Genomic DNA, 12,935 nt, shown 5'->3' on the forward strand with positions numbered 1-12,935 from the left:
ATAAATTAAAATACTAATAGATTATGAGAGAGGTTTTAATAAAAACTTCTTTTTTTTTGCAAGAATCCTTGACAAATAGTTCAAAAAATGTGGCGCAGCCCTTTAGATGAAATATTTTTAAGGAGGCGCCCTATGTCTAACTACCCTTGTTTTATTAAGAGCAAACTAACATCAATTATTAATGGAATGTCACTAAATAAAGACCAGTATGTCAGAAATCCTAAATCGGATTTTACTCGTAAAAGAAAGATTTCTTTTGAAACAGTATTAAACCTGCTAATATCTATGGGGGGAAGTAATTTAAATTCAGAGTTATTAAACTACTATTCCTTTAACACTAATACTCCCACTTCTTCTGCCTTTGTTCAACAACGTAATAAGGTATTACCAAAAGCTTTGGAACATATTTTTAATGTATTTACACAATCTTTCAATAACTTAAAAACCTATGATGGATATCGTTTATTGGCCTTCGATGGCTCAGATTTGCATATTCATCATAACCCAAAAAACCCTTTAACATATTGTCAGACAAAAGTAACTTCTAGAGGCTATAATTTGTTGCATCTTAATACTATGTATGATCTTAAAAATAAGATGTATTTAGATGCAATTATACAACCTATTGGTATATATGATGAGCATAAGGCTTTAATTAGCATGATTGACCGCTCACAAATAAAAAGGGTCTTATGCATCGTTGATCGTGGCTTAGAAAGTTATAATAATATCGCCCATATGGATAGAAAAGGGTGGAAATACCTTGCCAGAGTCAAAGGTCCTACAAGTAATGGCATACTCAAGGGCTTAAAATTACCATCTTCTGATGAATTTGACGTTGAGTTTAATTTAATACTAACTAGAAAATTATCAAAAGTTAGAGCCAATTCAAAGCTATATAAATATATACATCACACCTCTAGCTTTAGCTACTTTGATGAAGATAAATGTCACTTCTATCCTTTTTCCTTTAGGGTTGTTCGAGTGCAAATTGAAAAAGATGTGTATCATAGTTTCATTACCAATCTTCCGACCGATGAGTTTCCCAAGTCTAAGATTAAAATGCTTTATCATATGCGTTGGGGTATTGAAACTTCTTTTCGTGAACTAAAATATTCTATTGGATTAACTGCTTTCCATGCTAAAAAGATGGATTCCATCTTCCAAGAAATTTTTGCTAGACTTACTATGTATAATTTCTGTGCTATCATTACTCTCCACACAATAATAAAACAGAAGCTTAGCAATAAACACTATTATCAAATCAATTTTACTCAAGCTATATACATTTGCAAGCGCTTTTTCTCTTGGAAAGATGAGAATCCACCTGATGTTGAAACACTTATAAAAAGATATGTTCAACCAATACGTTTAGACCGCAAGTTTTCTCGTAATGTTAAGAAAAAATCTTTTATAAGTTTCATTTATAGGATAGCTTAATTATTGTAAATGGTCAAAATATTTTAGACAGATTTTAAATCTGTCTCATTAGCATACCTTTAATTATTTAATCGACACTATCATTCATTATTCTTTTCGCATCTTTACCTAACCTTTTTACAAACTTAATGACATTGGGGGTTATCCCTCCCAAAAGTGGAAATAGTAATGATTAAACCCCATCGTAAGTTAACATGTACAAATAACATTACAAAAAAATAATACACAACAGTATATTTAAACCACTAAATAACTCATTATAAGCTATAATAAGATAAAAATTAATTTATAAATGATATGAGAGGAGATATAATGAAACAACAATTATTAAATATAAAAAAAGATACAGACTATAGAATTATTGCTATTAGTGATATCCATGGGCATAATGAGTTAATGGAAAAAATGTTAGAAAAAATTCAGTTACAAGAAGATGATTATTTAATTATAATTGGTGACTTTATTAACCGCGGTGGGGATAGCGTTAAATCTTATAAATTAATAAAGAAAATAGCTAATCGTCAAAACACCTTTATACTAAAAGGTAATCACGAATTTATGATTCATAGATACTTACAAGATAAGGATATATTTTATAAACTTCATGATTTTCTTAAAAGCCAGCAATATGAAACAATTGTAGATACTATGTTAAAAGAACATAAAAGAGATGTTTTTTCTTTTAATAATAGTGATGAGCTGTATGATTTTATGAATGAGCATTATTCCGAAATGATAGAGTTTTTAAGCAGTTTACCAGTGATGCTTATTTTTAATGATTTTATTTTTGTGCATGGTGGATACAGTAAAGAATTTACTTTACCTCAAGATGAACACAAATTTTTAAAATACGATTTTTATAATGAAAAAAGTAAAAAGAATGAGAAAAAGATTATTGTGGGACATTGGCCAGCCTGTAATATGCGAACTAAAAAAATATCTAATAAACCTTATTTTAATGATGAAAAGAATATTATTTTTATTGATGGGGGTTTAGGTACCAAAGCCACTGGAGAGTTAAATGCCTTAATTATTGAAAAACGTGATAATGTAATAGTTTATGATAATGTTCAAGTTAATAATTTCACTAAGAAAAAAATAATACAAGAACATCAGTTTATTAAAGAAGATACAATTTATGTTGACTACCCTCATTTAGAGATTGAGCTTATTGAGCACAGGGAATCTATGAGTTTATGTAAACATTTACATAGTAATAAACTGTTTTCAATATTTAACTCATTTCTCACCAAGGATAATGATACATATAAGCTAAATACCTATAATTTCATTAACAATTTTTTAAACCTTAAAATAGGTGATTATGTAGAGCTTTGTGAAGTGTATGATGACTGTGCTTTAGTAAAGCATAATGGTGAGTTTGGCTGGGTTTTGAGTAGCCAAATAGATTAGCTGGTAAGTCACTTCTTGTAGGTAGGGGTCGGTTTGCATGGCAATCTTAATAATATTCTATTCTTAACCTACCATTAAATACTATTGTGTATGCTTTTATGACATTGGAAAAAAGTATCGATATATAAAATACTTAACTTTAAAAAGAAACACAGGAGAGACACGAATGAAAAAATTTGCGGGCATATTAACGATATTTTGGGGATTTATGTTTTTAGCTACTTTATTTACATCAAGGGGTGTAGATTTAGTTTGGGCCTTAGAGAGTTTAATTATGGCAGCTTTGTTTATTACTACAGGTATTTATTGTTTTGTGAATAGTAAAGTAGCTAAGTATTTGGCAATGTCTGCAATGGCTTTGAGTATTTTAATAGGAATATGTGATTTCTTTAATTACAGTGATGAAATAGCTAACAAGCTTATTTGGGCTATAGTAGCATTAATAGCTTTCGTTGCTAACAACAATGAGTTAAAAAAGGCTAAATCCGAAAAAGTGTTATAGGCATATCTTATTAATAAGTAAAAAAGGACTAATGTAATGGTTACAGTAAATGAGATAAATGAAAATGTAAGTAGGCTAAAAGCTGAGCTAGATAAAATAAATGTATTAATACATAAAGAGATATTAAGTATTATTCTAGATGGTAGTTTAATAAGAGGTGATTTTATTAATTATTCAAGTGACATCGACCTTACTATAACTACCTCTTGCAATAAAATAAAAACAGAAACTCAGCAATTAGTAAAGCAAACTATCAAGAGTGTTGAAAACACACTACCAAAAAGACATTTTCCAAATAAACCATTAGTTTATGACTTACAGTGGCAGAGCCTAAACACTGTTAAAGAAACTGGTACTAGGCTACCACATCAATGGAATTCAACTAACATACCCAGCGGTTACCCCAAACTTTGGCTCTATGCTTTTGATAGTATTAAACATCATAGAGTAATTTATGGGCAGGATATAACTACTTATTATAGTAAATTACCCACTAAGAATTTTGTGCCAATTCGCTTACAGCGTATTAAAAACTCTGCGGAGAGAGTAAAAGGTAATGTTTCAAGTTATGAGGCTCAGTATGGAGCTATAAGCCAAATAAAAAATGCTTGGGAAGCTATTCGGTGTGTGTGTATTGCCCAGGATTAACTAGTATTCATAAACAGGATGTTATTGATTTTAGTAATAACTTATTTAATAATAATGAACTAAATTTTATTGCTGACCTTTATAATTTTTATGTTAATAACAATAAACAGTTTATAACAGCTAATGTAAGGCAAAGGCTTTATGAGTTTACTGTAAACATTATAAACAAATATAGTTGTTAGTTAGGCTCATATAGTGAGCCTATTTTTATATATGCTTATATCTGCAAAGGTGAACTGTAGTATAATTAAAATAGGTAGTAGTTATAAAGGAATAATACCTACAACACATATATTAAAATTTATATAATTATTGAGGATGTACCCCTTCTCTACAACGGATGAGTTTGCTACTTATTATTAAACTTTTAAAAAGTTTATAGAATTTTTAAATCTTGTTTAAAGAATATTTAAACTCTTTCAATATACTAATCTTGTTGGTAATAACCATTACAAAACAAGGAGGTATAACAATGAGTAAATTATCAATTCTATATAATGTAGTAAGTAAACTAAAAAAGAACGATTTAAATACTGCTAACTTTAATGTGAGTGTTATAGAAGATCAAAACACAATTTTAAACTTTGAAGGCAACATGAGTAAAGATGAAGAGGGTTTAACTACCGAACATCAAGTAAGTGTAAACAAGGATGATATGCAATTTAGTTTTCAAGCCAAAGCCAGTCATAGTCAGCACTATAAAATGGGCTTTAACAAACATAGAGAAGGTTTTCATTACCAAGGTAGACATCACAAATTTGGTAAAAAACATGGTATTAAAAAAATCTTATGCTTTATAAAGCTTTTAGATTTAATGCAGATTGAAAATAATGATAATAACAGCAAAAACTTGTTAATTGAAATTGATCAAAATAATATGCCAGAGATTAAAGAAACATTAACACAAATGTATACACGTCATGAAAGCTGTGCTGAGCAAAGTAATAATCACTACCAGTCACAAGGTAAACATTTTAAAGTAATTCATGATCTTATGAATGATTATAATGACTTAAAATCTATTAACATAAATGCATTAATTAGTGAGGAGAATAGCTTAAAAGAGTTAAAAATTACTATAATAATGAGCAATAAAGATAATAAACAACTAAGCATTAATGCATTAGCAACAGTTAACTAAAAAAAGGAGCAAGCTTATGAAAAATAACTATCATAATCATGACTTTAAACATAAATATAGAAGCCACTGTTATAGGCATAGTCATAGTCATAATGATATTGAAAAATATAGAAAACATATTAAAATAATGCGTCCTATATCTATTATTATAAGCTTGCTCATCTTGTATAGCATTATTAAGCTTTTTTCCACTGAAAGAGGTATATATGTTATAGGATTTATTTTAGTTATTTCCTTGTTAAAAGAAGTATTTTCATTTTTATATTTTAAGCGTTTAACTACCTATATTCTTGAACCAATTGAAAAGCTTAAAGAGGCAGTAGAAGAAGTGTCTGTTGGTAATTATGGGGTGACAGTTAACGATTCAGTTCCAGATAATGAAATTGCACAGTTAATACACTCCTTTAATAGAATGAGTGTTAAGCTAAAAGAGAGTGAAGAGTTACAAAAAAAATATGAGTTAAACAGAAAAAATTTAATAACCATTATATCTCATGATTTAAAAACTCCTATTACGTCTATACTAGGTTACGTACAAGGAATTCAAGAGGGGGTAGCCCACAGCTCTCAAAAACTAAATAAGTACATTAATATCATTTATCAAAATGCCCAGTACACAGATAAACTAATTAATGATTTGTTTTTGTTCTCTACCCTAGATATTCAAAAGCTTGACTTTAATTTTACTAAAACTTCTATAAAAGCCTTTATGGAAGATTTATTTACAGAGTTAGAACTTGAGTTAAAAGAGCAAAACATTGATTTAGACTATAGCGATGAAATTGGGGTAGATAAACAAATTGAGCTCGATGGCAAAAGAATAAGGCAAGTAATTTTAAATATAATAAACAATGCTATTAAGTATACTGATAAACAACAGGTAATAATAACTTGTAGTTTAAAGTCTATAGATACAGGGGTAAAGCTGGGCATTAAAGACAATGGCCCTGGTGTAAATCCTCAAAAAATTAATGACATTTTTAATCAGTTTTACCGAGTTGATGAATCAAGAAGCAAAGATATTGGTGGATTGGGTTTAGGTTTAGCAATAGCTAAGGAACTAGTTAAGGCTCACAATGGTGAAATATGGGCTGAAAGTGATACGAATAATGGTACAACAATTTATTTTACAATATGTGAGGCAATTAATAAATCAATAGGGTGTGACCTAAATGAATAAAGTGTTAATAATCGAAGATGATATAAATATCTCAGAGCTCGAAAGAGATTACTTAAACTTAAATGGCTTTAAGGTTGATATTGTTAGAACAGGAACAGAGGGCTTAAATAGAGCCCTTTATACTGATTATGATTTGGTTATTATTGATATTATGTTGCCCGAAATAAATGGCTTTGAAATCTGTCGCACTATTCGCGAAAAAAAAGAAATACCCTTAATTATTGTATCAGCCAAAACTAGTGATATAGATAAAATAAGGGCATTAGGCATTGGCGCTGATGACTATTTAACAAAACCGTTTAGCCCTAATGAATTAGTTGCGAGAGTAAAGAGTCATTTAAGTAGATATAAAAGGCTTAAAGGTGAGGTTACTAATTCAGCTGTTATTGAAATAAACGGATTATCTATTAACACAAAATCAAGACAAGTTTTTTTATACAATAAGGAAATTTCTTTTACAACTAAGGAGTTTGATTTACTGGTTTTTTTAGCCTCAAACCCTAATATCGTTTTTAATAAAGAGACTCTTTTTGACCGTATTTGGGGAGATGAGTTTGGAGATATTGCCACAGTTCCTGTACATATTCAAAAGGTAAGAAAAAAAATAGAAAATAACCCCTCGGAGCCTAAAATAATTGAAACTATATGGGGATCAGGATACAGACTAAATAAGAAAAGTAAGGGGTAGAGTTTATGGATATTAGTTTACATAACTTTAAGTCATTATTAGATCAATATGGATATAGAATAACAAATTCACGTTTAATTATCTATAATGTTTTTAGTAAATATCAAAATAAGCATTTAACTTTGGCAGATGTTTTTCATTATTGTAAACTCTCTAGTAATAGCATAGGAATAGCTACTGTTTACAGAACAGCTAGAATATTTGAAAACATAGGTTTTATTAAAAAAATTGATTTAGGTGACAATAGTTCGTGTTATGAAGTAGTTAGAGAAAACAATGATCATTTTCATTTAAAATGTAGAGTATGTAATCAAATAATTGAAGTAGAACAGTCAATTAGCATTGCTTTTAAAAATCAAATACTAGCAGAAATGGGATTTGGCATAACTGAGTTTAACTTAATCAATGGAATTTGCAAACAGTGCAGAGCTAAATTAGCAGCTTTATAATTATATAATACTTATATTCCCGACTTAACTGAGTAAAAGCAAGTTGCTTTTAGCTCAGTTACTTTATATTAAGATAAAAAAGCTATAAATTGTATAAACTGTTTTGTTCAAACAATCATTAACTAAAAAATCTCTACTATAAAACCACAGAAATATTTATATTAGATTTTATCTAAACTAAATTTATTATTGTACTTATAATTATTAAAATAGATTTACATAATATAGATTAAACACTATAATTAAAAGTGTAGTTCAATACCTTAGTTAATCAGTGCAGTAGTGTTTAAATGAGTTATTAGTTTTAAATAATTGACCTTTATAGGAGGTTACAAATTGAGAAAGATTGCAATTGTTACTGACTCAGCAAGTGATTTACCAGATAATATTATAGATCAGTATAATATTAGTATTTTACCTTTAAGAATTATATATAAAGATCGAGAATATAGAGATCGTTTAGAAATTAAGCCACAAGAGGTTTATGAGGTAATAGAAAAAGAAGTACCAACTACTTCCTTGCCTACAGCAGGCGATATCTTAGCAGTCTTTGACAATCTTGCAGAACAAGGCTATCAAGAAGCTTTAGTAATCACCTTATCATCTAATTTAAGTGGAACATACAAAATGGTTAATATGTTGGCAAAAGATTATGATAAACTAACTATTAAGGTATTGGATTCTAAAACATTAGGAATGTTTTTAGGCTTTTTAGTTATAAAAGCTGCTGAATTAGCTGAAACGCATAGTATAGATGAAATTATTAAACAAGCTACAGCTTTAAGGGCTAAGTTAAAAGGTGGCTACATTGTTAGAACCTTAAGTTACCTTCGTAAAGGCGGCAGAATTGGAAAAGTAGAAGGAACTGTAGGGGAGCTATTAAGTATTAAACCCATAATAGGCATCAATGATGACGGTGTATATCATACTATTGGTAAAACTAGAGGATGGGCAAGAGCAAAGAAAAAACTAACTAAAATGATTAAAGATGAATTTTACAATAAAAATTATATTATAGCTATAATCCATGGAGGAGCTTTAGAAGAAGCTCAAGAAATGCACAGTAAACTAAAGGATATTGGTAATGTAGTTGAATCATACATATCTCAAATAAGTCCAGCATTAGGAGTTCATACTGGCCCAGGATTAATTGGTTTTGCGGCTTATGAAGTGTAAAAAAAGGGTGATACAGCATTTGCTGTATCACCCTTTGTGGTTTAACTTGTTTTAGCTTAGTAAGGATTAAACTAGCCAAATTAATAATATAATGGGTAAATTTTATAGTGGTTATTGTAAACAACATCTAAGATATCTCTGGCAATCGATCTTTTTTAGCCTCTTTTTGCTGCGTTCTTTTTCAATTTTTTGTAATATATATTTACCTATAAAAGAGATTGATAATGTTAAAGCTATTAAAAGTGCTGATTTTAAAGGCTGTGTAAAAAATGATTTAATATTCGCACCAATAAAACTTAATGAAAATATCATAATTAGTTTTCCTAATAATAAAGCTCCCAAATACTCTTTAGTGCTTGTTCCAGCTAAAGCAGCCAATCCGCATACTACTATTGAGGGAGTAAAAGGAAATGTTAATAACATAAATATTAGTACAAAACCTCTCTCTTTTATCCATGAAAAAATATTATAAAGACGTTTGTTTTTGGAGATATTGCTTTGAAATTTTTTGCGTCCAAATCTTTTAATAATTAAAAAAACTAAAATAGAGCCTAAGCATGAGCCAATCCAAGAGTAAAAGTAGCCTTTCCAAAATCCAAATGCCATAACATTAACTGTTACAAACACAATTAAAGGTAGTGGTGGAAAAAATGCTTCTATCATCGCTAATCCTGCACCAGCAAAAATACCTAATGATTTAACAGCTTCAAGTATTTGAGTCCAAAACTCTAAAGATGCCAAGTTATTAAAAAATTCTAGCATTTATTCACCCCTTTTTGGATAATGATATTAATTTTAGTATTGCATTATTAATCTTTGTTATTCATCTTAATTATAAAATATAAATCTTAAAAAATTATGAAGATTAGTTATTTTTTTTATTACAAATGCTATAAACTATTGTTATAGCATATAGCTTTTTACCTTTTGTTATATTTTACTTTATATAATTACTATTCCTTTGTAAATATCTTAATTTATTGAAATAGTTCTTTAAAAAATAAAGCATAAAAAAATCCTTGCCATACCTAGAATATCTATGTATAATGTTACCTAGATTATCTAGGTATAAAGATAAGGAGGAGAATATGAAAATAGATAAAGGTTTAGTTGGAGGAAGCACCTTATTATTACTATTATCGCTAATCAGTGAAAGTGATAGATATGGTTATGAGATAATAAAAGAGTTAGAAATACGTACAGAGAGCACTTTTCAGTTTAAAGAAGGTACGTTATATCCAGTATTACATAAACTTGAAAATAAGGGTTATGTGAAGTCTTATTTTCAAGCTGGTGAAACCGGTAGAAAACGTAAGTATTATAAAATTACATCGTCAGGCAAAAAACAACTTGCAATTGAAAAAGCAAAGTGGGGTTTATTCTCCAAGTCTGTTAATAAAGTAATATGTGGTGAAGCTTATGCTTTACTCTAACAAAAATAAATACCTACAGCAGGTATTAAAACAAATAAAATTCCCATTTGATAAACCTGCAATTGAGCAGGAGATTAGCTGTCATATTGAAGATAAAATTGATTTTTATCTTGAATTAGGGCATAAACGTTTAGAAGCTGAAAAATTAGCCCTAAACGAGATGGGAGATGCTACATTTATTGGAAAAGAGCTTAATAAACAACATAATCCCCTACTTGGGTGGGCCTGGAAGATTTCTAGTGTTGTTTTAGTTTTGTTTTTATTTTTTTCAGTAATAGAAATAGGTGATACACTTATATGTGCATTAATAACCAATGATAATCCTGCTAATTCTATAAACAAAGACAATATTGTTTATAACATAAAGCTAAATGAAAAAGTGAAAATAGATGACACTGTTATTAAGTTTACGCAAATTATATATGAAAAAGATGCAAGCTTAAGTATCTTTTATGATTGTTATGATACAAGGCTGTGGGGTACAGGGTGGAGCACAGAAAATATAGGTGCCATTAAAGACGATAAAGGTAATAGTTATTACTCGGGAACAAGTTATAAAGGTGGTAGCATAAGATCTCGATGTAAACGAACTGTAAGAAATTTTCCTAACAACGCTAAGTCACTCATTATTGATTACAATAACTTCAACAGAAAATACAAAATTGAAATTCCACTGCAACGGGGTATCAGCAATGAATAGTAGAGTAAAAAAACTTATTAGAAATATTATTTTAATTAGCATTTGTGTAACGTTTTTATTTTTTAGAAGTGGCTTATATTTAAGTCCTATAGCTGCTCATAAAAGCTCAGAGCGCAGTATTCACTATGGTCCATCTACGATAATTAAAATTGTGGATTTTAGTAAAGGTAAATATTTACTTTGTAAATACGATAAATGGGTCTCATGTAATACCGTTTTGCGTAAAGGACTTTTCTGGAGATTTGGTAGTGGAGTTTTTGGTTTTGAGAATAATATAAATGAGCCAGTCAGTTTTACATGGGGTATAAGTGGAATGGATTTAAGATTATATGGAGCTATAAATGATAAAAGTATTCAACGAATTGAAATTGTTTTTAGTAACGGCGATAAATACTATATAAATGATTTTTATGAGGGATTATTTTTATTATCATTAGAAAATATCAAAGATGACTCTATTATTTGTAAAAAAGTAGTAGGCTATAATGCAAATCATGAGGTAATATACACAGCTAAAAGTAAGTAAAAGGTTAAGAAAAGTAATATAAAGCCGATATATATTATGAATAATATGTCATAAGTTGGTGAAAAAAATGAGAATTAATCCTAATCTAAAAGCAAACAATGCAATTTTTAATAACACTAGTGTTAACAAAAATACTCAAACTAAACAAAAAACTAATAAACCTTATTTAAACAAGCGGACCTCCTTTACTAAAAGTCAGGTTGGCAGATTAAATGATATGATTGAGTCGCTTATAGAGCAGAAACAAAAAATAACAGATAGCAAGAATAACTTAATAAGCAATACCTTAGAAGAAGGCAAAGACATTGAAAGTATTAAAGAGCAAGTTAAGCTTTATGATGAACAGCTAAAAGAGCTAAAAGAGCAAATTACTGAACTTAGATTTCAAAAAAAGCAGATTAAACATATGAATTTTAAAAAGAATAAAAAAGCTGTGACAAATACCAAAACAGATAAGGCAACTAAATTAAAAAAAGGCAAAAATATTGATTTGAATAATGTTGTTGATTTACAGACAAGCTTTGTCAAAAATAAAGATTTAATGGTGCTAAAAAGAAAGTACACAGGCAAACAAAGAGTATTATTATCTCATCAAAAGCAAAATGAACGGCGTGGCGTTAACTCAAAAAGCTTGCAAAAAGAGTTAAATGATATTAAAGATAGTATTTCGTACTTGAATAATTCTTTAAAATCAAATATGAAAAATATATCTGAAAAATTAACAAACAACAAGAAAGATCAACAGCAAGAAGAATCTGAGCAAATTAATAAAAATATTTAGTTATTATTAAAATGACTTCTATACTAAATAGGAGTCATTTTATTTATTTGAATGAGACAGCTTCCATAAATATAGAAATTTATAGCGATGTTTTTAATAGCAAAAGTCAAAAATAAGTCTATAAATAAAGAGGAAATATATATAGAAAACTACATTAATTTATTTAATTTTAAAAAGTAAGTTGTATAATGATATAGGTATAATACTAAAATGGATTTAACTAAAATCTTAGATACACATAAACTATGATAGCTAAAGATAACTTTTTTTAGTAGTGAAAATAACAGCTTGACAAATAAGTATACCTGGTATACACTAGTGGTAGTTACACTATTGATAATTATTATCAATAGTGTAACTACTTGCTTGTAGAGTTATCATGGTATACGATATACATATGGAAAAAGTACAACAAGTTATTGAAGAGTATATTTTGTTAACCGAAAAAATTGCTAGTAACTCAAACAAACCTAATAAATATGATACAGACATAGATATTTTTCGTAGTGAGATACATATTATTAGTATTATTGGACTATATAAAAATATTCATATCTCAGAAATAGCTAGAAAGTTTGGAGTTACAAAAGGTGCCATATCTAAGGCAATTAAAAAACTAGAAAAGAAAGGATTAGTAAAAAAATCTATTGATCAAGAGAACAATACTCGTACTTTAGTGGAGCTTACAGCAAAGGGCAAAATAGCAGATAAAGGGCACGATAATTATCACAATAAATATGATAAAATAATGTTTTCTTTTTTGAATAACTTAAAAGATCAGGAGTTATTTGTTTTACAGTCGTTTTTAAAAAAGGCAAATAAAATGGCAGATAGACATATATAGCTATCGCTATTTTT

General features: G+C 28.6%; 16 protein-coding genes. 15 read left to right on the top strand and 1 reads right to left on the bottom strand.

Features of this window, described 5'->3' with window-relative positions; genetic code table 11:
* Nucleotides 1-186: 186 nt before the first annotated feature.
* The 10 genes from IMX26_RS15745 (at nt 187) to IMX26_RS15790 (ending at nt 8,637) form a co-directional block, all read left to right on the top strand.
* Entirely contained in the window at nt 187-1,440 is a 1,254-nt protein-coding gene (locus IMX26_RS15745) for an IS4 family transposase (protein WP_279324908.1), read from the top strand.
* 312 nt (nt 1,441-1,752) lie between these two features.
* Nucleotides 1,753-2,853: a metallophosphoesterase gene (locus tag IMX26_RS15750; protein ID WP_195159310.1), complete on the top strand. Its 1,101-nt coding sequence runs from the start codon at nt 1,753-1,755 to the stop codon at nt 2,851-2,853.
* A gap of 166 nt (nt 2,854-3,019) precedes the next feature.
* Nucleotides 3,020-3,355: a hypothetical protein gene (locus IMX26_RS15755; protein WP_195159311.1), complete on the top strand. Its 336-nt coding sequence runs from the start codon at nt 3,020-3,022 to the stop codon at nt 3,353-3,355.
* 36 nt (nt 3,356-3,391) lie between these two features.
* On the top strand, nt 3,392-4,003 hold the full coding sequence (locus IMX26_RS15760) for a hypothetical protein (protein WP_195159312.1): 612 nt from the start codon (nt 3,392-3,394) through the stop codon (nt 4,001-4,003).
* Nucleotides 3,979-4,185, top strand: a complete 207-nt coding sequence (locus IMX26_RS15765) for a hypothetical protein (protein ID WP_195159313.1) — start codon at nt 3,979-3,981, stop codon at nt 4,183-4,185. Before IMX26_RS15760 ends, IMX26_RS15765 begins: the two co-directional genes overlap by 25 nt.
* A gap of 290 nt (nt 4,186-4,475) precedes the next feature.
* On the top strand, nt 4,476-5,144 hold the full coding sequence (locus tag IMX26_RS15770) for a hypothetical protein (protein ID WP_195159314.1): 669 nt from the start codon (nt 4,476-4,478) through the stop codon (nt 5,142-5,144).
* A gap of 16 nt (nt 5,145-5,160) precedes the next feature.
* Nucleotides 5,161-6,324 carry a HAMP domain-containing sensor histidine kinase gene (locus IMX26_RS15775; RefSeq protein WP_195159315.1) on the top strand — a complete coding sequence of 388 codons (1,164 nt, stop codon included), beginning with the start codon at nt 5,161-5,163 and terminating at the stop codon, nt 6,322-6,324.
* Nucleotides 6,317-7,012 (top strand): response regulator transcription factor, encoded by a 696-nt coding sequence (locus IMX26_RS15780; protein ID WP_195159316.1) that lies wholly within the window; start codon nt 6,317-6,319, stop codon nt 7,010-7,012. The genes IMX26_RS15775 and IMX26_RS15780 overlap by 8 nt, the downstream gene beginning before the upstream one ends.
* Before the next feature lie 5 nt (nt 7,013-7,017).
* Nucleotides 7,018-7,461 carry a Fur family transcriptional regulator gene (locus IMX26_RS15785; protein WP_195159317.1) on the top strand — a complete coding sequence of 148 codons (444 nt, stop codon included), beginning with the start codon at nt 7,018-7,020 and terminating at the stop codon, nt 7,459-7,461.
* A gap of 336 nt (nt 7,462-7,797) precedes the next feature.
* Entirely contained in the window at nt 7,798-8,637 is an 840-nt protein-coding gene (locus tag IMX26_RS15790) for a DegV family protein (protein ID WP_195159318.1), read from the top strand.
* Between the two features lie 111 nt (nt 8,638-8,748).
* Here the strand turns inward: IMX26_RS15790 and IMX26_RS15795 are convergent, their stop codons facing one another.
* The gene (locus IMX26_RS15795) at nt 8,749-9,399 is read right to left on the bottom strand and encodes a TVP38/TMEM64 family protein (RefSeq protein ID WP_195159319.1); all 651 of its coding nucleotides are present in this window, start codon (nt 9,397-9,399) and stop codon (nt 8,749-8,751) included.
* A 326-nt stretch (nt 9,400-9,725) separates the two neighbouring features.
* On the opposite strand from IMX26_RS15795, the gene IMX26_RS15800 reads away from it, so the two are divergent.
* From IMX26_RS15800 to IMX26_RS15820, 5 genes are all read left to right on the top strand, one after another.
* Entirely contained in the window at nt 9,726-10,070 is a 345-nt protein-coding gene (locus IMX26_RS15800; protein WP_195159320.1) for a helix-turn-helix transcriptional regulator, read from the top strand.
* Nucleotides 10,057-10,770, top strand: a complete 714-nt coding sequence (locus IMX26_RS15805) for a permease prefix domain 1-containing protein (protein WP_195159321.1) — start codon at nt 10,057-10,059, stop codon at nt 10,768-10,770. Before IMX26_RS15800 ends, IMX26_RS15805 begins: the two co-directional genes overlap by 14 nt.
* Nucleotides 10,763-11,296 carry a hypothetical protein gene (locus IMX26_RS15810; RefSeq protein ID WP_195159322.1) on the top strand — a complete coding sequence of 178 codons (534 nt, stop codon included), beginning with the start codon at nt 10,763-10,765 and terminating at the stop codon, nt 11,294-11,296. Before IMX26_RS15805 ends, IMX26_RS15810 begins: the two co-directional genes overlap by 8 nt.
* 67 nt (nt 11,297-11,363) lie before the next feature.
* Nucleotides 11,364-12,077 carry a hypothetical protein gene (locus tag IMX26_RS15815; protein WP_195159323.1) on the top strand — a complete coding sequence of 238 codons (714 nt, stop codon included), beginning with the start codon at nt 11,364-11,366 and terminating at the stop codon, nt 12,075-12,077.
* A gap of 397 nt (nt 12,078-12,474) precedes the next feature.
* Complete coding sequence (locus IMX26_RS15820) at nt 12,475-12,921, top strand: MarR family transcriptional regulator (protein WP_195159324.1); 447 nt, start codon at nt 12,475-12,477, stop codon at nt 12,919-12,921.
* The last annotated feature ends 14 nt before the right edge of the window (nt 12,922-12,935 follow it).

The sequence above is a fragment of the Clostridium sp. 'deep sea' genome (genome assembly GCF_014931565.1).
Lineage (GTDB): Bacteria > Bacillota > UBA994 > PWPR01 > PWPR01.